Here is a 23,661-nt window from a genome sequence, read left to right on the forward strand (position 1 = left end):
GATCGGCGCCCTTGTTTCTTGTGATGTCGATCTTCAGTGCTGCGACTCGGGCAGCGACACGCGGATGCCGTCGAGCTCCGGCGTCACCTTGATCTGGCAGGAGAGGCGGGAATTAGCCTGAGTGTGCTCGCAGAAATCGAGCATCGTCTCTTCCATGTCTTCCTTGCCCGGGATCTTGGCCAGCCACTCTTCCGGCACATAGATCATGCAGGTCGCGCAGGCGCAGGCGCCGCCGCAATCGGCATCGATGCCCGGCACCATGTTCTTGACCGCGCCTTCCATGAGCGTCAGGCCTTCCGCCACATCGATTGTGTGCTCTTTGCCGTTGTGCTCGACATAAGTAACTTTCGCCATTCTCTCCGAACGCCTCCTCACCTATTCAACAATCTTGTCTTGACGACGCCTTATCAGGCGTTCGCTACTTCCTTCATGGAAATGCTTTCGTCGGCCAGCCGCTTCGGGTCGAGCTTCGCCTGCTTGGCGATGAGCTGCCGCGCCATCATGAATTCGGGCGCGCGGTTGACCGCATCGACGGCGATGAGAACGCCGTCCTTCAGATAGAAGACCGCGAAGCTGCGGCCCTCGGCCGGATTGCCGCGCGTGACGGCTTCCGTATAGCCCGTCGAAAGCCCGGCGATCTGGAGCTTCAGATCGTACTGATCCGACCAGAACCACGGCACCTGATTATAAGGCTTGTCCTTGCCGGTGATGGCTGCCGCCGCGGTCTTTCCCTGCTCAATGGCGTTGTGAACGCTTTCGAGCCGGAGCCTGCGGCCATATACGCCGTTCGGATGGTTGGTGCAGTCGCCAGCCGCGTAGATGTCAGGATCGCTCGTCCGCGTCATCTCGTCGACGACGATGCCATTCTCGACCGTGACGCCTGCGTCCTGCGCAAGTTCCGTGTTCGGAATGATGCCGATGCCAACCACGACGAAGGTGCAGGGAAAGCTCTCACCTTCACCCGAGACGACATGAGTGATGCGTCCGCCTTCGCCCTCGAAGCCCGCCACCGTCACGCCGGTGCGGATGATGACGCCTTCCTCGCGATGAATGCGCTCGTAGAAATGCGAGACGATGGGATCGACGACGCGCGCCATGACGCGTTCGGCGGTTTCGAGCACGGTGACCGAGATGTCGTGTTTCTTCGCGACGGCTGCCACTTCGAGACCGATATAGCCGCCACCGACGACGACCATTTTCGCGCCCGGCTTGAAGTTCTTCTGGATTTCGTGAACGTCCGCGACGGAGCGGAGGTAGTACACACCTTCGAGGTCGAAGCCGGGCACGTTGATCTCGCGCACGCGGCTGCCTGTCGCGATGATGAGCTTGTCGTAAGCGATTTCGCGCCCGTCGCTCGTCAGCACAACCTTCTTCGCCCGCTCGATCGCGGCAACGCGGGTCGAAAGCAGGAGTTCGCAACCGGCATTCGCATAGAACTCGACGGGTTTCAGCTCCACGCGGTCGAAGCCGATTTCACCGGCAAGAAATTTCTTCGAAAGAGGAGGGCGCTGATAGGGAGGCTCGGCCTCGTCGCCGATCATGCGGATCGGCCCTTCATAGCCCTCCGACCGCAGCGACATGACAGCCTGTGAGGCCGCCTGTCCGGCGCCGATGATGACGATTCCGTTGGTTCCGCTCGTACTCACGTCCGCTCCTCCCGCTCTCTTCAAGTCCCTGCCTGTCAGGCTGTTCATCGCCTTTTACAGAGGCGCCGCCTGCGCGTCACTGTCCCAAAGACGGGTCAGGATGCCGCGGTTGCCAGCGGGCTGTGAGAGCATCTTTTTCTGAGGCAACACTCCGCCATAAAAATGACGGTAGCGTCAACTTCTATATTCCGAATATTGCCGGATGCGACATCGCGCCGGGGCGTCAAATTGACAAATCAGGCCGTTTTTTCTCCTATGGCGGTCCCGTTCGGCCCTATGTTCGCAAAATGTCAGCACCCTCAGCCGAAAACGAATTGTCGATTCCGCTGCCCGACGAGGCGGCGACCGAGCGTCTGGGTGCGCGCCTTGGCGCCCTTCTGCAACCAGGCGACTTCGTTTCGCTTTCGGGCGATCTTGGCGCGGGTAAGACTGCGCTCGCCCGCGCTGCCGTTCGGGCGCGGCTCGGTGATTGGCAGGAAGAGGTGCCGAGTCCGACTTTCACTCTGGTCCAGACCTATGAGGCACCGGACCTTCTCATCACCCATGTCGATCTCTATCGTCTCGACCGGCCGGAAGACGCTGCTGAACTGGGCCTCGGCGACGCGCTGGACGAAGGCGCGCTGCTGGTCGAATGGCCCGACCGGCTGGGCCGTCTTCCGCAAGACCGTCTCGACATTTCCATTCGTCTCGTGGGAGAAGGCGGAGCGCGCGAGGCCCATCTGACGGGCCACGGGCAATGGGCCGCGCGACTTCGAGAGTTGCATGATCCCTTGGCGGGACTAAAGGACGAATGAAAACGCGCGAGGAATTGATCCACGTCTTTCTGAGCGAGGCGGGCTGGGACGATGCGCGGCGTGGGCCGCTGGCCGGCGACGCCTCCACGCGGCGCTATGAGCGCCTCGAAGGGCCGAAGGGCAAGGCCGTGCTGATGGACTGGCCGCGCGCGGCGGAAGTGCCGCTACCCTCCGGCAAGCGTTCCTACAGCGAGGTCGCGCATCTCGCTGTCGATTGCGGCCCCTTCGTCGCCGTGGACGATTATCTCCGCGGATTAGGTCTCGCCGCGCCGGAGATTCTCGCCCGCGATATCGACGCCGGGCTTCTCCTTCTCGAAGATCTGGGCGATGCCGTTCTCGGCGGCATTCTCGACAGGGGCGAGGGCCCGGCAGGCGAATCGCTCGACGAGATCTATCGCGCCTGCATCGATACGTTGATCGCGCTGCAGGCCGCAGACGCGCCAGCGAGGCTACCGCTTGGGCAAGGCGCGGATCATATTGTCCCTGCTTTCGACGATGGCGTCTTCCGGGCGGAACTCGACGTGCCGCTCGACTGGTATTTCCCGGTGGAGCTGGGCCGCGAGGCATCTGCCGATCTTCGTGCCGAATATCACGCCATGTGGACGGGCCTTCGCCCGCTCATCGACGCCGGAAAGCCGACGCTCTTCCTGCGCGACTTTCATTCGCCGAACATCATCTGGCTTGGGCAAAGGCAGGGCGTGGCGCGGATCGGACTCATCGACTTTCAGGATGCGCTCATCGGCTCGCGCGCCTATGACGTCGTGTCCTTCCTGCAGGACGCGCGGCGCGACGTGCCTGAAGCGCGGGAACGGGCCATGCTCGACTATTACGTCACCCGCGCCTCGTCAGATCTTTCGGATTTCGATGAGGCGGAATTCCGCGCGAGTTATGCCGCGCTTGGCGCGGAGCGCGCACTGCGTCTCATTGGGCTCTGGCCGCGTCTGCTCAAGCGCGACGGCAAGCCGCAATATATGGCGCATATGCCGCGCACCATGGATTATCTGAAACGCAACCTCGCCCACCCGGCGCTCGCGCCGCTCGCTTCCTGGGTCGAGACGCATCTGTTCGTGAAGTCCTGATAGAGTTGCCTTGATGAAGATCAAACGCGCAATGGTGATGGCGGCGGGCAAGGGCACGCGCATGCGCCCGCTCACCGACACGCTGCCGAAGCCCCTCGTTCCCTTCATGGGCGAAGCGCTTATCGACCATGTCCTCGACCGGCTGGAAAAGGCCGGCATCGAGGAGGTGATCGTCAATGTCCATCACTTCGCCGACAAGCTTGAGACCCATCTTGCAAAGCGCGGCTTTCCGCACATTGTCATTTCCGACGAGCGCGAGCGCCTGCTCGACACGGGCGGCGGCGCGAAGCACGCGCTGCATCTTCTGGGTGAGGAGCCCATCATTACCTTCAACTCGGACAGCGTCTGGGTCGAGGGCTGGGGAGCTAATCTGGCGAACCTGATCGAAGGGTTCGATCCCGAGAGCATGGACGCCTATCTCATGATCGCGGATGCCGCCCGCACCATCGGCTATGTCGGGCGCGGCGATTTCCATATGGATTCGCTCGGCCGCCTGACGCGGCGCGGGGCTTCCGAAACCGTGCCCTACATGTTCGCGGGCGTGCAGATCATCAAGCCGCAGCTCTTTGCCGAGGGGCCGGAAGGCGCATTCTCCACCAACCTCATCTGGGACCGGCTGATGGAGGGGGGCAGGCTCTACGGCCAGCGCATGTCCGGTATCTGGATGCATGTCGGCACGCCTGAGGACCTCGCCTCGGCGGAAGCCTTCATTCGCGACCTTTAAGTCCTGTTCGGTATGGGCCTCGGGCAGGGTTAGACTGCCTCATGGCTCACGATTCGCCGCGCCTTTTCACCATTCCTTCCGGCACGCCCTTCCTCGACGCGCTGGCCGGGACGCTGCTCGCCGATCCGACGCTCGGCGGGTGCTTCGGGGCGGGCGTGGAATTGCCCGACATCACAATTCTCTTGCCGACGCGGCGCGCGGTCCGCGCCCTTTCCGACGCCTTTTTGAGAGTGGGCAGCGGGCGCGCCCTGCTTCTTCCCATCATGCGCCCGCTGGGCGATGTAGATGAGGATGAACTCGTCCTCGATGTGACCTCGCAGCCCTCGGCATCGCTGGCTCTGCCGCCCGAAATCGCCGCGCTGGAGCGTCAGTTCCGCCTTGCCCGTTTGATCCTCGATCTCGACGAGACGGAGGAAGGCGCCGACCTTACAAGGGCGCTGGCGCTCGCCGCCGATCTTGGTCGTTTCCTCGATATGGCGCTGACGGAGCGCGTGGCGCTGACGTCGCTCGCGCAGCTGGTGCCGGAGGAATTCGCCGAGTACTGGCAGATCACCATCGAGTTCCTGAAGCTGCTGACCGAGCGTTGGCCGGAGGAGCTTGCGAAACTCGGCCTCATGGAGGGCACGGCACGGCGCAACGCGCTTCTCGAAAGTCAGGCCGCCGCCTGGACGCAAACGCCGCCCACGAAGCCCGTCATCGCGGCCGGCTCGACGGGTTCGATACCGGCTGCCGCCGATCTTCTCGCCGTCATCTCGCGGTCTGCCGCAGGCGCGGTCGTGCTGCCGGGGCTCGACACGGAACTCGATGCCGAAAGCTGGAATGCCATCGGGGCCAAAGGCACAGAGTCCCATCCGCAATACGGCCTGAAGAAGCTGCTCATGCATCTCCGCGCCGAGCGGGACGATGTCGCGCTCTGGCCGGGCATGGAAGCGGCCCCCGCACGCCGCGCGCGTGTGCGGCTTCTCTCGGAAGCGCTGCGTCCCGCTGACACGACCTCTCTCTGGCGCTCACGCCTCGACCTGTTGAAACCCGAGGCCGATGCGGCTCTTGAGGGGCTGTCGCTCGTTACTGCGCCGACGCAGCGCGAGGAGGCGGGCGCAATCGCGCTGCTGATGCGCGAGACATTGGGGACGCCGGGGAAGACGGCGGCGCTCATTACGCCAGATCGCGCGTTGGGCCGCCGCGTTGCCGCCGAGCTTCGCCGCTGGGGCATCGAGATCGACGATTCAGGCGGTGAACCGCTCGCCCATACACCGCCCATGATCTATCTGCGTCTTGTCGCCGAAATGGTGGCGGAAGATTTCGCGCCGCTCGCTCTTCTCGCCGCGCTGAAGCATCCGCTGGCGGGCCTCGGGCATACGGCGCGTCTGCGCGACGAGGTGCGGCGTCTTGAGCATCTGGTGCTGCGCGGCCCTCGCCCTGCGCCGGGCCTTGCCGGGCTTCGCGCTGCGCTTGTGGAAAAGCGCGCGGCTGCGGAGGCGCGCGAAGCGCCGGTGAAGGATTTCGCCGGCCTCGATTCTTTGCTTGACCGACTTGAGGAAGCGCTGCGCCCGCTGCTCGATCTCAATGGACGCGAAGCCCCCGTCGAGCATGTCGCGCGGGTGCATGTCGCGGCTGCGGAGGCGCTGGCCTCGCGCGGCGAGGATCGCGCGTCCGAACTATGGGCAAAGGAAGAAGGCGACGCCGCCTCTAGCTTCGTCGCCGATCTGATAGAGGCAGCGCCTACGCTCGGCGCTTGCGACCTCGAAACCTATGCGCGTTTGTTTTTCGAACTCGGCATGACGCGCGCGCTGCGTCCGCGCTTCGGCCGTCATCCGCGCCTCTTCATCTGGGGCCCGCTCGAAGCGCGGTTGCAGCATGCCGACCGCATCATCCTCGGCAGCCTCAATGAAGGCACATGGCCTGCGGAAGCGAATATCGATCCCTGGCTCAACCGGCCCATGCGAGCGGCGCTTGGCCTTGAGCCGCCGGAGCGTCATATCGGCCTTTCCGCGCATGACTTTGCGGAAGGCGCGAGCGCGGCGGAAGTTGTTCTCACCCGCGCGCTGAAAGTAGAAGGTGCGCCGACCGTCGCCTCGCGCTGGCTTCTCCGGCTGCAGAGCCTTCTTTCCGGGCTCGGTCGCGCTGACGCGCTCGACGCGCCTAACTGGTCGGGCTGGGCGCAGAAGCTCGACGAGGCAGGCGACATCGCGCCTGTCGAGAAGCCGCATCCGACGCCGCCGCTTGCCGCGCGGCCGGACGGCTTCTCCGTCACCGAAATCGAAACGCTGATCCGCGATCCCTACGCGATCTACGCGAAGAAGGTGCTGAACCTCCGTCCGCTTGAGCCGATCGATGCGGATGTTGCGGCGGCAGAGCGCGGCAACATCATTCATTCGGCGCTCGAAAACTTCGCTCGCGCCTATCCGCAGGGACTTCCGGCGAATGCGCTCGACGAACTCGTCCGCATTGGCCGTGAGACTTTCGCCCATGCACTGGACCGGCCGGGCGTCGCCGCCTTCTGGTGGCCGCGCTTCAAGCGCATTGCGGCGTGGATTGTCGACTATGAGGACAAGCTTCGCGTCGATGTGAAGCGTGTTCATGCAGAGCTGAAGGGTAGCATCGAGATCGTGGAACTCGGCCGCGTCATAAGGTTGGTCGGCAAGGCGGACCGTATCGATGAGCGCAAGGACGGTACGGTCGCGATCATCGACTACAAGACCGGCGGAATGCCCTCGCTGCGTCAGGTGGAGGTGGGGCTCTCGCCGCAGCTTCCGCTTGAAGCGGCGATGGCCGCGCGGGGAGGCTTCGCGGAGATTGGCAAGGCCACGGCTTCGGCGCTTCTCTATCTGCGCCTTACGGGCGGCGAGAAAGCAGGCGAGACACGGGCCATCGCACCCGAAGGGCTGGTGGACGAGACCTATGCCAATCTCGTCGCGCTGCTAGCAAGCTATGAAGATGAGGCGACGCCGTATCTCTCGCGCCCGCGCCCCATGTTCGAGGCAACCTATGGCGACTATGATCATCTCGCCCGCGTGAAGGAGTGGTCGTCTGCGGGGGGCGGCGAATGACCGGCGAAACGAAGAAGCGCCCAGCTGCCGACGAAGCACAGATGCGGGCTTCCGACCCTGAATCCTCTGTCTGGGTTTCGGCAAATGCGGGCTCAGGCAAGACACATGCGCTGACGACGCGCGTGGCGCGGCTATTGCTCGCGGGCAGCGAGCCGGGACGCATTCTCTGCCTCACCTTTACCAAAGCCGCCGCCGCCGAAATGTCGAGCCGCCTCTACAAGCGCCTCGGCGACTGGGCGATGCTTTCGGACGAGAAGCTGTCGCACGAGATCGCGCAGTTGGAGGGCCCGCCGCCCTCGAAGGCAAAAATCGATCTGGCCCGGCGTCTCTTCGCACGTGCCATCGAAACGCCGGGCGGGTTGAAGATCCAGACGATCCACGCCTTTTGCGAAAGGCTGCTTGGTCGCTTTCCGCTTGAAGCGGGCGTGCCGCCGAATTTCGAAATTCTCGACGAGCGCGGCGCCGATGAGTTGATGGATGATGTGCGCGACGGTGTGCTTCGCCGTGCGGGCGCCGCGCCGGACACGCCCCTCGGTCGCGCATTGACGCTGGTGGTCGAGCGCGTCGACGAGCTCGTCTTCGGCAAGCTGCTGAAGGAAATCACGCAGCGTCGCGATCTCTTCGAAAAGCTGCTGAAGCAGTTCGGCGGTCTCGATGGTGCGATCCGCGCGATCCGTCTGGCGCTTCAGGTCGGCGAGGGTGAAACGGTCGAGAGCCTTTCTGCCCAGATCGTCGATCTGCCTGAAGAGGACATGTGTGCGGCGGCCAATCTTCTCGCAACCGGCTCCAAGACCGACATGGAACGTGCTGCGGCGCTCCATGCTTTTCTCGCCGATCCGGTGTCGCGTCTCGACAATCTCGATGCCTACAAGCTGGTCTTCCTCACCAAGGAAGATGCTCCCCGCAAGACGCTCATCACGAAGAAGCCTGCGGAATCAAACCCCGCGCTTGCCGAGGCGCTTACCCGCGAGCAGGGACGCATTCTCGCGCTTGTCGTGCGTCTTCGCGCCGTCGGCGTGGCGCAGGCGACGGAAGCGATCTTCCATCTGGCCGACGCGATCCTCACCGACTTCGAGCGCGTGAAGCGTTTCCGCGCCCTGCTCGACTATGACGACCTCATCGACCGCGCGAGAAAGCTCCTTGTCGAAAGCAGCATGGCGGCATGGGTACTCTTCAAGCTCGATGGCGGTATCGATCACATTCTCGTCGACGAGGCGCAGGATACGAGCCCCGAGCAATGGGATGTGATTTCGGCGCTGGCGGAAGAATTCGTGTCCGGCTCCAGTTCACGCGACGTGGTGAGAACCATCTTCGCCGTGGGTGACGAGAAGCAGTCGATATTTTCCTTTCAAGGCGCTGATCCGGCGCGGTTCGATGCCATGCGGCGGCATTTCGAGCGCCGCGTGAGGCAGGCCGAAATGAAATGGTCGGCCATTCCGCTGGTGCGTTCCTTCCGCTCCGTGCCGGAAGTGCTCGCCGCCGTGGACAGAGTTTTTGCGATGGCTGCCGCGAGCGCTGGCCTCAGCGTTTCGGGCGTTGTCGATACGCATATCGCTCATCGCGAGCTCGATGCAGGCCTCGTCGAGATTTGGGACCTCGAAGCGCCTGACGAGCAGGATGAGCAAAGCGCATGGGATGCGCCGCTCGACTATATGACGGAGACGGCGCCTGCCGCGAAGCTCGCGCGCCGCATCGCCACCACGATCAAGACATGGCTCGACACGCAGGAGCCGCTCGTTGCGCGTGGTCGTCCCATCCGTCCCGGCGATATTCTGATCCTCGTCCGCCGCCGCAATGCCTTTGTCTCGGAAATGGTGCGGCACCTGAAGGAGGCCGGCATTCCCGTCGCGGGCGCCGACCGTATGGTGCTCACCGAGCAGATCGCGGTCATGGACCTCATGGCCGCGGGCGCCTTTGCGCTTCTGCCGGAAGACGATCTCAATCTTGCAACGCTGTTGAAGAGCCCGCTCGTCGGCCTTTCGGAAGAAGAGCTTTTTCAGCTTGCCTGGAACCGAAAGGGCAAGCTCTGGGACGCGCTGGAAGAACATGAGGGTGAGCACATGTGCTTCGGCGCTGCCCATGCCGCCCTTGCGCATATCCGGTCACGCGCGGACTTCGCACCGCCTTACGAGTTTTATGCCGAACTTCTCGGCGCGGGCGAAGGCAGACGCAAACTGCTCGCGCGACTGGGCCCCGACGCCAACGATCCGATAGACGAGTTCCTTGCGCTTGCGCTCGAGTTCGAGCGCCGGCACGCGCCCACACTTCAGGGCTTCCTCCATTGGGTCGAGCGTGGTGGCGCGGAAATCAAGCGCGACATGGAGCAGGGGCGCGACGAAGTGCGCGTGATGACGGTTCATGGCGCAAAGGGCCTCGAGGCCGAAATCGTTTTCATGCCGGATACCTGCGCGCTTCCAAATGCGCAGCACGATCCGGCGCTGCTTGCGCTGCCCACCGAGCCGCAGCTTCTTCTCTGGCCGGTGCGCAAGAAGGACGAGGACGAACTCTCCGCGCTTGCCCGGGAGGCGCACAGGAAAGCGCAGGCGGAGGAATATCGCCGCCTTCTTTATGTCGCGATGACGCGCGCCCGCGACCGGCTCTATGTCTGCGGCTATCGCGGCGAGGCGGAGCCCTCGCCCGAGTGTTGGTACAATCTCATCGCTGCCGCCTTGAAGCCCGATGCGCAGGAGATCGAACTCGCCGATGGCCGCACGGTCTGGCGCATCGAGGGCGAGCAGAGGCGCGAGCCCGAATCTGCCGCGCATGTTGCCACGACCGCGCTGCCCGCGCTGAAAGACTGGATGCGCGAAAAGGCGCCTTCCGAGCCGACGCCGTCGCGTCCGCTTGCACCATCGCGCCTGCCCCCCGAAAATCTCGTCGAGCCGCCCGCGCTGTCACCGCTCGCGGGCGATACAAGCGTGCGCTATCAGCGCGGACGTCTCATTCACCGCCTGCTGCAAACGCTGCCCGGCATTCTGGCCTCCGGGCGCACCGAAGCGGCGCGCAGGTTCCTTGCCAATCCCGCCCATGCGCTCGACGCCGATGCGCAGGCGGAAATCGCGGAGGCCGTTTTCACTGTGCTCGACGAGCCTGCCTTTGCCGATATTTTCGGGCCGGCGGGACGCGCCGAGGTCGCGATCGTCGGGCGCATCGAATTCGCGGGCAGAACGACGCTCATTTCAGGCCAGATCGACCGGCTCTGCGTGAGCGAGGATCGAGTCACTGTGATCGACTACAAGACGAATCGTCCCTCCGCCCATGAGGTGGCCGATGTGAGCCCTGCCTACGTCGCCCAGATGGCGGCCTATCGCGCTGTGCTCGCGCAGGTCTATCCGGGCCGCGAGATCGTCTGCGCCCTTCTGTGGACCGATGGGCCGCGGCTGATGCCCCTTCCCGGAGATTTGCTGGATGAGGCCCTGAACGCCCCGATTGCACAGGAAAGGCGCGGCCATTCCGTGCCTTGACCTTGGGTGGGGCGGTTCCTAGATTCAATGCAACTGAGCCCTTATAAAGCTCCCGCATGATGGGGCGGGCTGCACGGCCCCGCAGAGGGGTCGCGGCCCGCAGGAAAGGAATGACGATGTCAACGAGCAAGGTCACCGACGCCACATTCGAGTCGGACGTACTGGATGCCGACGGCCCGGTTCTGGTCGATTTCTGGGCCACCTGGTGTGGCCCCTGCAAGCAGATCGCTCCGGCGCTTGAAGAGATCGCCAAGGAATATGGCGGCAAGCTCCGCGTTGCGAAGATCGACATCGACGAGAACCCCAACACGCCGACGAAGTATGGCGTACGCGGCGTTCCGACCATGATGATCTTCAAGGACGGTCAGGTTGCGGCGACGAAAGTCGGCGCGCTGCCCAAGGGCAAAATCGTCGAATGGATCGACGGCGCTCTCTGAGACCTGTCCGAGACGAATTCAAAAGGCCGGTCGAGAGACCGGCCTTTTTGTTGTTCACCCATTATCTTTGAGCACAGCACCTGCGAGATAAAGCGATCCGCAGATGAGGATGCGCGGCGGTTCGGCGCCCGCGCGGGCAAGGCCTCGCTTCAGCGCTTCTTCGATGGTGGGCGCCGACGAGGCGTCGAGGCCTGCGCGACGAGCCGCTTCGACCAATGTTTCAGGCGAGAGGCAGGCAGGATCGTCGGGGATTGCCACCGTCTCGACATGCGAGACGAGCCCCTTGAAGGGCGCGAGGAAGCCGCCTGCATCCTTCGTCTCTTTCATGCCAACGATCATGATGAGCGGACGCGGGTTGCCCTGCGCGAAATCCGCCATGGCGTGGGCGACGACGCGGCCGGCCGAAGGATTGTGCCCGCCGTCGAGCCAGAGTTCCGCGTGGGGTGGCAGCGCCGCGACCAGCGGTCCGCGCGTCAGGCGTTGGAGGCGCGCCGGCCATTCGACCTCGCGAAGCCCTCGCGCAATGGCGTCCTCGCCGAGCGGCAGCATCGTCGCCAGCCTGAGCGCACAGATGGCGACGCCCGCATTGTCGATCTGGTGGCGGCCGGGAAGGCGCGGCAGCGGCAGGTCGAGAAGCCCATGCTCATCCTGATAGACGAGATGGCCCTGTTCCTCATGTGCGCTGAAATCCTGTCCGTGAATGAAAAGCGGCGCGCCGATCCGCGCGGCCTCTTCTTCAATGGCGGCTCGGCCTTCGTCGGTCTGCGGTCCGATCACGGCGGGAACGCCGCGCTTCAATATGCCGGCCTTCTCCCGCGCGATGAGGTCGATCGTCTCGCCGAGAAATTGCTGATGGTCGAGATCGACCGGCGTGATGATGGTGACGGCGGGATGGTCCACGACATTGGTGGTATCGAGCTTACCGCCCATACCGACTTCGAGGATCAGCGCATCGGCCCTGTGCCGCGCGAAGGCGAGGAAGGCCATGCAGGTCGTGATCTCAAAGAAGGTGATGGGTTCGCCACCATTCACGCGCTCGCATTCGTCGAGAAGGTCGACAAGTTCAGCCTCGTTGATGGGCGCGCTTTTCGGGCGGCCCGCAAGTCTGATGCGCTCATGGAAGCGCACGAGATGCGGCGAGGTGTAGGAGTGGACGCCATAGCCGCCTGCTTCGAGACAGGCGCGCAGATAGGCCGAGGTCGAGCCCTTGCCGTTGGTGCCAGCGATATGGAAGGTCGGTGGCAGCGCTCGCTCGGGATGGCCGAGCGCGGCGAGCAACCGAAAAGTGCGGTCGAGCGACAGGTCGATGAGCTTCGAATGAAGCTTCGTCACCCGTTCGAGAATGATGTCGCTCGCCTCTGCTGTGGGCTCGGAACTCAAGGGTTCGCTCGTCAGCGCGAGGCCGTCCGCGCGGGCAGCGTCGACGGCGTGCCGAGCTTCGGCTTGTGCATGAGGATGCGGATCGTGCGCGCCAGCGTGTCCTTGAGCTTGTGACGATGCACGATCATGTCGATCATGCCATGGTCGAGCTGGAACTCGGCCTTCTGGAAATCGTCCGGCAATTTTTCGCGGATCGTCTGTTCGATGACGCGGCGGCCGGAGAAACCGATCAGTGCGCCAGGCTCGGAGATCTGGATGTCGCCGAGCATCGCGTAGGAGGCGAGTACGCCACCCGTCGTCGGATCGGTGAGGACGACGATGTAGGGAATGCCTGCCTCGCGCAGCATTTCGACGGCGACCGTAGTACGCGGCATCTGCATGAGGGAGAGAATGCCTTCCTGCATGCGGGCGCCGCCGGCGGCAGTGAAAAGGATGAAGGGCGCCTTCTTCTCGATCGCGATTTCCGCGCTCTTGATGATCGCTTCGCCAGCGGCCATGCCGAGCGAGCCGCCCATGAAGGCGAAATCCTGAATGGAGATTATTGTCTCGACGCCGTCGAGCGGGCCGTGAGCGACGGTGATCGCTTCGTCGCGTCCGGTCTTGGAGCGGGCTTCCTTGAGGCGGTCGGGATATTTCTTCTGGTCGCGGAACTTCAGCGGATCGAGCGGTACGCCAGCGACGGTCACCGTCTGGTACTGGCCATCGTCGAAAAGCGAGGCAAGCCGCGCCGCCGTGCCGAGACGCATGTGATGGTCGCAATGCGGGCAGACATTCAGCGCCGCTTCCAGATCGCGATGGAAGATCATCTCGTTGCAGGCGGGGCACTTGCGCCAGAGATTATCCGGCGTGTCCTTCTTCTTGAAGACGCGCTGGATGCGCGGGCGGACGACGTTCGTGATCCAGTTCATGGGGTCTCTCCGTTCATTCCGCTGCTTTGGCGCGGGCGCTGTGAACGCCGTCGGCCAATGCGCGAACCTGCGTCAGCACGCGCGCCGCGGCGCCCACCTTTGGTTTTCCGTTTGCGTTGAGTTCGTCGGCAATCGCGCTGACGATGGCGGACCCGATGACGGCGCCGTCCGCGGCGCCCGCAATGGCGTGGGCCTGTTCCGGTGTCTTGATGCCGAAGCCAACCGCGACGGGTAGCGAGGTGTGCCGTTTGATGCGCTCGACGGCGGAGGCAACCTTGCCCGTGTCCGGGGTGGCCGAACCCGTAATGCCGGTGATCGAGACGTAATAGACAAAGCCCGAAGTGTTCGCGAGAACGGCGGGAAGCCGCTTGTCGTCGGTCGTTGGCGTTGCAAGGCGAATGAAATTGAGGCCCGCTTCAAGCGCAGGTACGCACAGCTCGTCGTCTTCTTCCGGTGGTAGATCGACCACGATCAGCCCGTCGACCCCGGCAGCGGTTGCCGCTTCGAGGAATTTCGTTACGCCCATGTGATAGATCGGGTTGTAGTAACCCATCAGCACGATCGGCGTGGCGTTGTCGGCGTCCCGGAAGGCGCGCACGAGTTCGAGCGTCCTCTTCATCGTCGCGCCGCCTTTGAGCGCGCGCTGCGAAGAAGCCTGGATCGCCGGGCCGTCGGCCATCGGATCGGTGAAGGGCATGCCGAGTTCGATCACGTCGGAGCCCGCGCCCGGCAGGCCTTTCAGCAGTTCGAGCGAGAAATCGAAATCGGGATCGTTCGCCGTGATGAAAGTGACGAAGGCGGGACGGCCTTCGGATTTGAGCGTCGCGAAACGCTTGTCGAGACGTGTGCTCACAGCTTCACCCCCAGATATTCGGCCACAGAGAACACGTCCTTGTCGCCGCGGCCCGAAAGGCAGACGACGATGATGTGATCCTTGGGCAGGGTCGGCGCGAGCTTCGTCACATGCGCCAGCGCATGCGCGGGTTCGAGCGCCGGAATGATGCCTTCGACCTTGGAGCAGAGCTGGAAGGCGGTGAGCGCCTCCTTGTCCGTCGCGGCGACATACTTCACGCGGCCGATATCGCTGAGCCAGGAATGTTCCGGCCCGATGCCCGGATAGTCGAGGCCCGCCGAAATCGAATGGCCTTCGAGGATCTGGCCGTCATCGTTTTGCAGGAGATAGGTGCGGTTGCCGTGCAGCACACCGGGGCTACCGCCGAGGATCGAGGCGGAATGCTCGCCCGTCTCGATGCCGTGACCGCCCGCTTCGACGCCGACGATCTCGACGCCGCTGTCGTCGAGGAAGGGATGGAAGAGGCCCATGGCGTTGGAGCCGCCGCCGACGCAGGCGACGAGCGTGTCGGGCAGGCGGCCTTCCATCTCGAGAATCTGCTTCTTCGTCTCCGTGCCGATCACTGACTGGAAATCGCGCACCATGGCGGGATAGGGATGCGGGCCTGCGACGGTGCCGATCAGGTAATAGGTATCCTCGACATTCGTCACCCAGTCGCGCAGCGCTTCGTTCATCGCGTCCTTGAGCGTGCCCGAGCCGGAGGTCACCGGTACGACTTCGGCGCCGAGAAGCTTCATGCGAAAGACGTTGGGTTTCTGACGCTCGACGTCGGTCGCGCCCATGTAGACCACGCAAGGGAGGCCGAAGCGCGCGCAGACGGTTGCCGTCGCCACGCCATGCTGGCCCGCGCCCGTCTCCGCGATGATGCGAGTCTTGCCCATGCGGCGCGCGAGCTGGATCTGCCCAAGGCAGTTGTTGATCTTGTGCGAGCCGGTATGGTTGAGCTCTTCGCGCTTGAAATAGATCTTCGCGCCGCCGAGATGCTCGGTCAGGCGTTCCGCAAAATAGAGCGGGCTCGGGCGGCCGGCATAATGCGTATTGAGATGCGTGAGCTCCGCGTGGAACTCCGGATCGTTCTTCGCCTCGTCATAGGCTTTTTCGAGGTCGAGGATCAGCGGCATCAGCGTCTCGGCGACGAAACGTCCGCCGAAAATGCCGAAGCGTCCGCGCTCATCGGGACCAGCTCTGTAGGAATTGACTTTCGAACTCGCGCTCACGTTTTTTTCTTTCATCAACACGTAGAAACGACTTCTAGCATCACCGCGTCGATACGACGCCGGAGGTCAAACGGACTTGGCGGCGCGAATGAATTCCGCGATCAGCTTCGGACTCTTCTGGCCCGGCGCGTCCTCAACGCCGGAAGAGACATCGACTGCTTCCGCGCCGCTGATACGGATCGCTTCGCCGACATTTTCCGCCGTTAATCCACCTGAGAGCATCCAGGGCATTTCGGGCCTGTGTCCGGCGATCAGCGACCAGTCGAAGACAAGGCCGTTCCCGCCGGGCAGCGCACTCTGCATAGATTTAGGCGGTTTGGCATCGAACAGCAACAAATCGGCTGTATCACGGTAAATGTCTGATCCCGTTAGGTCTTCCGGCTCGGAAACGGCGATTGCCTTCATCAGCGTCAGGCCGAAACGGGATTTCAGTTCGACGAGCCGTTCGGGGCTTTCGCTCCCGTGGAGTTGCAGCATGTCCGGCTTCAACGCCGCGACGATGCGGTCGAGCGTTGCGTCGTCGGCATCCACCGTGAGTGCTACTTTCAGTACATGGGGCGGCACAAGCTCGGCGAGTTCCGCAGCGTAAAGCGTTGGAATGTTGCGCGGACTTTTGGCGAAGAAGACGAAGCCAAGATAATCGGCCCCGGCCTCCACGGCGGCCTTCACCGTCTCCGGCGTGGACAGGCCGCAGATCTTGACCCTGACCTGTGCGAGGGCGTCGGTCATATCAGGCCGCGAGCGAGGCGCTGATCGCCTCGGCCGCCTCACGCGGATTGGTTGCGCCCGTGATGGGGCGTCCGATGACGAGAATGTCGGCGCCGAGCGCCAGCGCCTCCGGCGGCGTCATGATGCGCTTCTGGTCGCCGATATCGCTGCCCGTGGGCCGGATGCCCGGTACGATGAGCTTGAAGTCACGGCCAAGTTCGGCACGCAGCCGCTCGATCTCATGCGCGGAGCAAACGACGCCGTCGAGGCCCGCTTTCGCCGCAAGATGGGCGAGGCGCAGTACATGATCGGCGGGGGTGCCGGCAACGCCTGTGGCGGCGAGATCCGATTGATCGAGGCTCGTCAGCACCGTGACTGCGATGACGAGCGGACGCGCATCGCCTGCTTCCTTTGCAGCGTCGGCGGCAGCCCGCATCATGGCGAGCCCGCCCGCCGCATGGACATTCACGATGGCGGGCTTCAGCGGCAGCGTCGCGCGAATGCCGCCTGCGACGGTGTTCGGGATGTCGTGGAGCTTGAGGTCGAGAAAGATCGGCACGCCCGCTTCCGCGACGGCACGATATCCCTGCGGGCCCTGCGCATTGAAGAACTCCATGCCAAGCTTCACCCCGCCGACCGTGCCCTTGAGCCCGCGCGCGAGCGAGGCGGCATGGGCCTCGTCCACCGTGTCGAGGGCGCAGAAAATGGGGTTCGGGATCACGCTCATCGGGGCTCCTTTGGCCGGAGTCGGGCTTTGGCCAGGTTCGCGCGGTTTATAGCACCGCCGGACCCGTGGCGAAACGCCGCCGCAAAGCGCTCAGAGCGTCGCAGCGGGGAGGTTGGTCGGGGTGCTTTTGGCCCGTCCCATAGGCGGCGGCGCCTTGCGGCGGGCGATCTTGATTTTCGCCTGGCTCCAGGCCGCAAAGCCGCCAATCAGGATGCCGATGAAGAGCGAGATCAGCACGATGGCTGCCAGCGGTATTTCGAGGCTGAGGGCGGGGGCCTGCGCGTTGAAAGGGTCGAGGCTGAAGCTCACGACGTGCCGGTTGGCGACGGCGAGCGCGATCACGATCAGCGCGACTGGCGGCAGGACGATCCAGCGGAGCAGGCTCAATGGCTCTATCCTTTAAAAAGGCCTCTCCCACAAAGGGAGAGAGGCGAGGATATCAATCCTCGTCGTCCTCATCGCCTTCCTCGGCGGCGAGCAGCTTGCCTTCCGGGATGTCGGCGTTGTTGAGGCGTTCGCGCAGTTCCTTGCCCGTCTTGAAGAAGGGCACGAATTTCTCATCGACATGAACGGGTGCGCCTGTGCGCGGGTTCCGTCCCGTGCGGGCCGGACGGCTTTTCACCGAAAAGGCGCCGAAGCCGCGAAGCTCCACCCGATCTCCACGCGCCAGCGCAGCGCTGATCTCGTCGAAAATCGTGGAAACGATCCGCTCCACATCTCGCTGGTAGAGATGAGGATTCGCCTGAGCGAGGCGGGCGACGAGTTCGGATTTGATCATGTCTCTGCGCGTCCGGGCTGGGTGCCGCCTCTGGCCTTTTTTGAGGGAATGGCCGGAGCGTCATGTCTCTGCGCCCTCGCCTGCCCCCCAGGCAGCATGAAACTCATCGTTCAACGGGCGTCAGGGTGCCAAACGCTGGTCAGCCCGTCAAGGGTAAGTCTTTTTGTTTGCAGCGTTTTTCCGGCCAGCGCTTCGATTCCCGCCGCAAGCGCCGTGCCTGCGGCCTGACCCGCGAAGGAGCCATAACCCTCATCCTCGCGCTCCGGCGCCCAATCTTCGACCGGAAGGCCCGTCGGAACCTTGCGCATGGTGGTCAGCCACTTGACCGCTTCGTCCTCGCCACCGATTTCGTCGACCAGCTTGTTCTGGACGGCTTGCCAGCCCGTATAGACGCGGCCGTCGCCGAGTTTCTTCGCCGTCGCTGCGTCGAGCTTGCGGCGTTCCTGCACGAGGCCGAGAAACCAGTCATAGGAGGAGACGACGAGGTCGCGTGTCGCGGCCAGCGCTTCCGGGCTGGGCTTGTGATAGGGCGCGGGTTCTGCCTTGAGTGGCGCCGATTTCACCGACTGCACCTCGATGCCGAGCTTCTCCATGAGGCCTGCGAATTGGGGCCACTCGAAGAGGACACCGATCGAGCCAGTCAGCGTATTGCCGCGGGCGACGATGTGGTCGGCGGAGAGCGCGGCGATATAGCCGCCCGATGCCGCGACGGTGCCGAGCGTCGCGACGACAGGTTTTTTTGCGGCGAGCTGGCGGACCCCGATATAGAGCGCTTCCGCGCCCGTGGTCGTGCCACCGGGGCTGTCGATGGAGAGGATGACCGCCTTCACAGCGCGATCGTCGCCAAGCTCCTTCAGGAGCTTCTGCATGTCGCGGTCGTCGGTGATGATGCCGGTGATTTCCACCCGCGCGATCTGCGTGTGATGAAAGCGCGTCGTGCCTATGGCAGCGAGGATCGCGACGGCCACGGCGACGACGGCGGCGAAGCGCCAAAAAAACAGGCGGCGCTTGAGGCGCCGCCTGTCCGTGATTGCATCTGCGTCGAAGGACACTGGGCTTTCTCCGGACAAGCTATTTGTCTGAGCCTAGACCAAATGCACTTCCGCGTCATGAGCGAGCCGAACGGGGCCGGCCGGAGCCGGCCCGGACGGTACGCTTACTTCTTGTCGTCCTGGGCGCCACGGAGGGCGGCACCAAGAATGTCGCCGAGCGACGCGCCCGAGTCGGACGAGCCGTACTGAGCGACGGCTTCCTTCTCTTCCGCGATTTCGAGCGCTTTGACCGAGAGGGTCATCTTGCGCGCGGCGCGGTCGAACTGCGTCACGCGGGCGTCGATCTTGTCGCCGACGGCGAAACGCTCAGGGCGCTGTTCCGAACGATCGCGCGAGAGTTCGGCGCGACGGATGAAGGCGGGCATCGCCTCCGCGCCGACCGTGACTTCGAGACCGTTCTCGGTCACGCCCGTCACCGTGCAGGTGACGACCGCGCCCTTGCGGATCGCATCGCCGAGGCTTTCCATCGGATCGCCGCTGAGCTGCTTGATGCCGAGCGAGATACGCTCTTTCTCGGTGTCGACGTCGAGAACGACGGCCTTGACGATCTGGCCCTTCTGATAGGCCTGCATGGCTTCCTCGCCCGACTTGTTCCAGTCGAGGTCGGACATGTGGACCATGCCGTCGACATCCGTGTCGAGACCGATGAACAGACCGAACTCGGTGATGTTCTTGATCTCGCCTTCGACGATCGTGCCGACCGGGAACTTCTCAGCGAAGCTCATCCACGGATTGTCGAGGCACTGCTTGAGACCAAGCGAGATGCGACGCTTCACCGGATCGACTTCCAGCACCATCACTTCGACTTCCTGCGAGGTCGAAACGATCTTGCCGGGGTGCACGTTCTTCTTCGTCCAGCTCATCTCGGAGACGTGGACGAGGCCTTCGACGCCCGGCTCGAGCTCAACGAACGCGCCGTAATCGGTGATGTTCGTAACACGGCCCTTGAGCTTCGCACCGATCGGATACTTCGCGGAAACGCCTTCCCACGGATCGGCCTCGAGCTGCTTCATGCCGAGCGAGATACGCTGGGTTTCCTGGTTCACCTTGATCACCTGGACCTTCACGGTCTGGCCGATCGAGAGAACTTCCGTCGGGTGGTTGACGCGGCGCCATGCGATATCGGTCACATGGAGCAGGCCGTCGACGCCGCCGAGGTCAACGAACGCACCGTAATCGGTGATGTTCTTGACGACGCCTTCCAGCACCTGGCCTTCCTTGAGGTTCTCGACGAGTTCCTGACGCTGCTCGGCGCGGGTCTCTTCGAGGACGGCGCGGCGCGAGACGACGATGTTGCCGCGGCGCTTGTCCATCTTGAGGATCTGGAAGGGCTGCGGAATGTTCATCAGCGGGGTGACGTCGCGCACGGGGCGGATATCGACCTGGCTGCCGGGGAGGAAGGCAACGGCGCCGTCGAGATCGACGGTGAAGCCGCCCTTCACGCGGCCGAAGATCTGGCCTTCGACGCGTTCCTGCTTCTCGAAGGCGACTTCGAGGCGGATCCAGCTCTCTTCGCGCTTCGCCTTTTCACGGCTGAGCACGGCTTCGCCGGCGGAGTTCTCGATACGCTCGAGATAGACTTCCACGGTGTCGCCGACCTGAACGTTGGCGGCGCGGCCGGGAGTCGCGAATTCCTTGAGAGCGACGCGGCCTTCGGTCTTGAGGCCCACGTCGATGATGGCGAGATCGTTTTCGATGCCAACGATGCGGCCCTTGATGACCGCGCCTTCCTGCATGTCGTTGAAGCTGTAAGACTCTTCGAGGAGGGCGGCAAAATCGTCGCGCGTCGGATTGAGCGCTGAGGTGTTAGTCAATGTGTTCAGTCTCCTGATCGATGCTTTTATCCGGCCGACGGTTGTGTCCGGCGGTCTTCCCCCTGGGTCGTGAGCGCCCGGGAGCATGTGGATGTAGGCAGGCGGTTAGAGGTTGCAAAAATAGTTTCGCCGGCAGCGACCGCAGAAACGCCGAATAGCCAATGTGCAAACCCGCCCCGCAAAAAGCGGATAGCGCGCTTAACTCATTGACTTGTCGATGATCCGGACGGCTTCGCCGAACGCCGCTTCTATACTCAAATTGGTGGTGTCGAGCAAGTGCGCGTCGGCGGCCTGCTTCATGGGGCTGGCTGCCCGGCCGGCGTCCCGCGCGTCTCTTTCCCTCGTATCTTCAAGGACTTGTGCCTCGGAGACGGCGGACCCCGAGCCCTTGAGCTCAAGCCAGCGCCTATGGGCCCGGACCTCGGGGCTTGCCGTCACAAAGAGTTTTACGTTGGCGTCGGGACACACGACCGTGCCGATGTCCCGGCCGTCCAGGACGGCGCCCTTCTGGCCACCTGGCGGGTTTGCTGCGAAATCGCGCTGGAAGTCGAGGATGGCCGCCCGGACAGGGGCCATGACCGCGACAAGCGAAGCGGCTTCACCCGCTTCTCGTGTCCGGATGGCCTTTTCGTTGATCCGGTTGATGTCGAGCGCTCGGGCGGCGGCGAGCGCCGCCGTCTCGTCGGCCGGGTCGCTGCCCGCATCCCGCACCGCCTGCCCTACGGCCCGGTAGAGGGAGCCCGTGTCCAGATAGGCAAAGCCATAATGTCTGGCGAGCCTGCGCGCCAGCGTTCCCTTGCCGGAGGCGGCGGGACCGTCGATCGCGACGACGAAGCTCACTGGGCCCTGCTCATTGGCTGTGACCCACGAAGATCGCGCCGAGTTCGCGCATCAGCGGGATGAAGTTCGGGAAGCTCGTTGCAATCATTGATGCGTCGTCGACGGTCACGGGCTTGTGCGCCGCCAGCCCCATGACGAGGAAGGACATGGCGATTCGGTGGTCCATATGGGTGACGACGTGGCCGCCGCCATCGACATGGCCCTCGCGCCCGTCGACCGTCATCGAATCCTCGGTCTCGTGAACCTTGATGCCGTTGAGCCGCAAGCCCGCCGCCGTCGCGGCGATGCGGTCGCTTTCCTTGACGCGCAACTCGTGAATGCCGCGCATGATTGTCTGGCCGGATGCGAAAGATGCCGCAATGGCAAGCACCGGATATTCATCGATCATGGAGGCGGCGCGTTCCGGCGGCACTTCAATGCCGTGGAGCTGGCTCGCGCGGACGCGCAGATCGGCGACGGGCTCGCCGCCTTCCTCGCGCTGATTCATGACCTCAATGTCGCCGCCCATTTCGATGAGCGTCGTGTAGAGGCCCGCGCGGTGCGGATTGAGCGTAATGCCTTCGACCACGATTTCGGAGCCCGGCACGATGAGCGCCGCGACGACCGGAAAGGCAGCGGATGACGGATCGCCGGGCACGACGATGGGGCAGGGGTGCAGTTCAGGCTGCCCCGTCAGGTGGATGGCGAGCGCGCCGTCGGGCAGCGTCTCGGTTTCGACATGGGCGCCGAAGGCCCGAAGCATCCGCTCCGTATGGTCGCGGGTCGGCACGGGCTCGATCACCGTGGTGACGCCCCGCGCGTTGAGGCCCGCCAGCAGCACCGCCGACTTGACCTGCGCGGAGGCGACGGGCGAGCGATAGGTGATGGGAAGGGCTTCGCGCGCACCTGTGAGCGTCAGCGGTAGCTTCCCGCCCTCCGGGGCATGGAAGACAGCGCCCATCTGGCTCAGCGGCGTGATGACGCGGCCCATGGGGCGGCGCGAAAGCGAGGCGTCGCCGATGAAGGTCGCCGTGATCGGATGGCCCGCCACGAGCCCCATGATGAGTCGTGCGCCGGTGCCCGAATTGCCGAAATCGAGCGGCTGCGACGGTTCGCGCAGGGCGCCCACGCCGACGCCCCGGACGCTCCATGCGCCCTCGCCGGTCCGCGTCACTTCCGCACCGAGGCGGCGCATGATTTCGGCGGTCGCGAGCACGTCCTCGCCTTCCAGAAGGCCGGTGATCTTGGTTTCACCAACCGTCAGGGCGCCGAAAATGAGCGCACGGTGGGAAATCGACTTGTCTCCGGGCACGCGCAAATGGCCCGTCAGCGCGTGGGAGGGCTCTGCGGAAAGGCTCGATGTGGAGTTTTGGGACGGGTGGGCCACGGTCATATCCCTTAGGGTCTTCCGGAAAGGGTGTTCCGGCGCGACGCGGGAACCAGGCGAACGCTGCGTGGCGTACGCGAATAGGTTTTGACAGGAGCAACTTAACGTGGCAATGGGAAAATCCGTTGGGCAGACCTCCACCGACAAGGGTGGGGGAGGACTTGGCGAAGTGGGCCGCAAGGCGCCGATGCCTCGAGGAGATTAAAACTTGTCGAAACCGGAGTTGGGAACGAAGCGCGATTGCCCGAGCTGCGGCGCGAAGTTTTACGATCTGAACAAGAGCCCCGCCGTTTGCCCCAAGTGCAAACATGAATTCGTGCCGGATTCAGGTGCGAAGGCGAAGCGCGTAAAGCCCGTCGAAAAGCCGAAGGAAAAGGCGCCCCGCCCTGTCGTGGTCGCCGATGACGAGGATAATGTCTCGCTCGACGCGATGCGCGACGAGGAGCTGGCCGCCGAGGATCTGGGCGACGATATCCTTGAGGATATCGGCGAAGAGATCGAGGACGACGCCGAAGACGATGCCTTCCTGCCTGACGATGAGGACGAGGAAGACGACGTTTCGGGCATCATCCGTGGCGTCGGCGAGGACGACGAATAAAAATCACGCGGCGCGAGGGGCGCGATCGTTTTGATCAATCTTTGTGCTTGATCCTGACGAAAACGCGCCCTAAGTTCCGCCACCGCTGCGGGGGAGCCCAATCTCCTGCATGAAATCGGCGGGGCCATAGCTCAGTTGGGAGAGCGCTTGCATGGCATGCAAGAGGTCGGCGGTTCGATTCCGCCTGGCTCCACCAAATCTTTCCCAGCTAATTTGAGTCCTGCAG

Annotated in this window: 21 protein-coding genes and 1 tRNA gene; 8 read left to right on the plus strand and 14 right to left on the minus strand. The window is 63.8% G+C overall.

Annotated elements, in window-relative coordinates:
• Positions 1-33 precede the first annotated feature (33 nt).
• Positions 34-354 carry a 2Fe-2S iron-sulfur cluster-binding protein gene (locus F2P47_RS00725; protein ID WP_152214244.1) on the minus strand — a complete coding sequence of 107 codons (321 nt, stop codon included), beginning with the start codon at positions 352-354 and terminating at the stop codon, positions 34-36.
• 53 nt (positions 355-407) lie between these two features.
• Positions 408-1,646, minus strand: a complete 1,239-nt coding sequence (locus F2P47_RS00730) for an NAD(P)/FAD-dependent oxidoreductase (RefSeq protein ID WP_246176667.1) — start codon at positions 1,644-1,646, stop codon at positions 408-410.
• A gap of 314 nt (positions 1,647-1,960) precedes the next feature.
• Here F2P47_RS00730 and tsaE point away from each other — a divergent pair, with 314 nt between their 5' ends.
• The 6 genes from tsaE (at position 1,961) to trxA (ending at position 11,194) form a co-directional block, all read left to right on the plus strand.
• A complete protein-coding gene (gene tsaE / locus F2P47_RS00735; RefSeq protein WP_204886461.1) occupies positions 1,961-2,440 on the plus strand; it encodes a tRNA (adenosine(37)-N6)-threonylcarbamoyltransferase complex ATPase subunit type 1 TsaE in 480 nt (159 codons plus the stop codon).
• Complete coding sequence (locus F2P47_RS00740; protein ID WP_152214247.1) at positions 2,437-3,519, plus strand: aminoglycoside phosphotransferase family protein; 1,083 nt, start codon at positions 2,437-2,439, stop codon at positions 3,517-3,519. The genes tsaE and F2P47_RS00740 overlap by 4 nt, the downstream gene beginning before the upstream one ends.
• A gap of 13 nt (positions 3,520-3,532) precedes the next feature.
• Positions 3,533-4,243, plus strand: a complete 711-nt coding sequence (locus tag F2P47_RS00745; RefSeq protein WP_152214248.1) for a nucleotidyltransferase family protein — start codon at positions 3,533-3,535, stop codon at positions 4,241-4,243.
• A gap of 41 nt (positions 4,244-4,284) precedes the next feature.
• A complete protein-coding gene (gene addB, locus F2P47_RS00750) occupies positions 4,285-7,293 on the plus strand; it encodes a double-strand break repair protein AddB (protein WP_152214249.1) in 3,009 nt (1,002 codons plus the stop codon).
• Entirely contained in the window at positions 7,290-10,757 is a 3,468-nt protein-coding gene (gene addA, locus F2P47_RS00755) for a double-strand break repair helicase AddA (RefSeq protein WP_152214250.1), read from the plus strand. The genes addB and addA overlap by 4 nt, the downstream gene beginning before the upstream one ends.
• A gap of 116 nt (positions 10,758-10,873) precedes the next feature.
• Positions 10,874-11,194 (plus strand): thioredoxin TrxA, encoded by a 321-nt coding sequence (trxA, locus tag F2P47_RS00760; RefSeq protein WP_152214458.1) that lies wholly within the window; start codon positions 10,874-10,876, stop codon positions 11,192-11,194.
• Between the two features lie 54 nt (positions 11,195-11,248).
• Here the strand turns inward: trxA and F2P47_RS00765 are convergent, their stop codons facing one another.
• From F2P47_RS00765 to aroA, 12 genes are all read right to left on the minus strand, one after another.
• A complete protein-coding gene (locus F2P47_RS00765; RefSeq protein ID WP_152214251.1) occupies positions 11,249-12,574 on the minus strand; it encodes a bifunctional folylpolyglutamate synthase/dihydrofolate synthase in 1,326 nt (441 codons plus the stop codon).
• Between the two features lie 11 nt (positions 12,575-12,585).
• Positions 12,586-13,482, minus strand: a complete 897-nt coding sequence (accD, locus tag F2P47_RS00770; protein WP_152214252.1) for an acetyl-CoA carboxylase, carboxyltransferase subunit beta — start codon at positions 13,480-13,482, stop codon at positions 12,586-12,588.
• 13 nt (positions 13,483-13,495) lie between these two features.
• Positions 13,496-14,335 carry a tryptophan synthase subunit alpha gene (gene trpA, locus F2P47_RS00775; RefSeq protein ID WP_152214253.1) on the minus strand — a complete coding sequence of 280 codons (840 nt, stop codon included), beginning with the start codon at positions 14,333-14,335 and terminating at the stop codon, positions 13,496-13,498.
• On the minus strand, positions 14,332-15,552 hold the full coding sequence (trpB, locus tag F2P47_RS00780) for a tryptophan synthase subunit beta (protein WP_246176669.1): 1,221 nt from the start codon (positions 15,550-15,552) through the stop codon (positions 14,332-14,334). The genes trpA and trpB overlap by 4 nt, the downstream gene beginning before the upstream one ends.
• Before the next feature lie 66 nt (positions 15,553-15,618).
• Positions 15,619-16,281: a phosphoribosylanthranilate isomerase gene (locus F2P47_RS00785; protein ID WP_152214254.1), complete on the minus strand. Its 663-nt coding sequence runs from the start codon at positions 16,279-16,281 to the stop codon at positions 15,619-15,621.
• A 1-nt stretch (position 16,282) separates the two neighbouring features.
• Positions 16,283-16,987, minus strand: coding sequence for an orotidine-5'-phosphate decarboxylase (gene pyrF, locus F2P47_RS00790; RefSeq protein ID WP_152214255.1), 705 nt, complete (start codon positions 16,985-16,987; stop codon positions 16,283-16,285).
• Between the two features lie 90 nt (positions 16,988-17,077).
• Positions 17,078-17,374, minus strand: a complete 297-nt coding sequence (locus tag F2P47_RS00795) for a LapA family protein (protein WP_185680878.1) — start codon at positions 17,372-17,374, stop codon at positions 17,078-17,080.
• A gap of 52 nt (positions 17,375-17,426) precedes the next feature.
• Positions 17,427-17,765: an integration host factor subunit beta gene (ihfB, locus tag F2P47_RS00800; RefSeq protein ID WP_152214257.1), complete on the minus strand. Its 339-nt coding sequence runs from the start codon at positions 17,763-17,765 to the stop codon at positions 17,427-17,429.
• A gap of 110 nt (positions 17,766-17,875) precedes the next feature.
• A complete protein-coding gene (gene sppA, locus F2P47_RS00805) occupies positions 17,876-18,817 on the minus strand; it encodes a signal peptide peptidase SppA (protein WP_152214258.1) in 942 nt (313 codons plus the stop codon).
• Positions 18,818-18,921: 104 nt separating this feature from the next.
• Positions 18,922-20,718, minus strand: a complete 1,797-nt coding sequence (gene rpsA / locus F2P47_RS00810) for a 30S ribosomal protein S1 (protein ID WP_152214259.1) — start codon at positions 20,716-20,718, stop codon at positions 18,922-18,924.
• Positions 20,719-20,829: 111 nt separating this feature from the next.
• Positions 20,830-21,471 carry a (d)CMP kinase gene (cmk, locus tag F2P47_RS00815; RefSeq protein ID WP_152214260.1) on the minus strand — a complete coding sequence of 214 codons (642 nt, stop codon included), beginning with the start codon at positions 21,469-21,471 and terminating at the stop codon, positions 20,830-20,832.
• Positions 21,472-21,481: 10 nt separating this feature from the next.
• The gene (gene aroA, locus F2P47_RS00820) at positions 21,482-22,843 is read right to left on the minus strand and encodes a 3-phosphoshikimate 1-carboxyvinyltransferase (RefSeq protein ID WP_152214261.1); all 1,362 of its coding nucleotides are present in this window, start codon (positions 22,841-22,843) and stop codon (positions 21,482-21,484) included.
• 202 nt (positions 22,844-23,045) lie between these two features.
• Between aroA and F2P47_RS00825 the strand changes: the two genes are divergently transcribed.
• Both F2P47_RS00825 and F2P47_RS00830 read left to right on the plus strand, forming a co-directional pair.
• The gene (locus F2P47_RS00825; protein ID WP_152214262.1) at positions 23,046-23,435 is read left to right on the plus strand and encodes a TIGR02300 family protein; all 390 of its coding nucleotides are present in this window, start codon (positions 23,046-23,048) and stop codon (positions 23,433-23,435) included.
• A 120-nt stretch (positions 23,436-23,555) separates the two neighbouring features.
• A tRNA-Ala gene (locus F2P47_RS00830) sits at positions 23,556-23,631 on the plus strand.
• The last annotated feature ends 30 nt before the right edge of the window (positions 23,632-23,661 follow it).

The sequence above is a fragment of the Parvibaculum sedimenti genome (assembly GCF_009184905.1).
GTDB classification, from domain to species: domain Bacteria; phylum Pseudomonadota; class Alphaproteobacteria; order Parvibaculales; family Parvibaculaceae; genus Parvibaculum; species Parvibaculum sedimenti.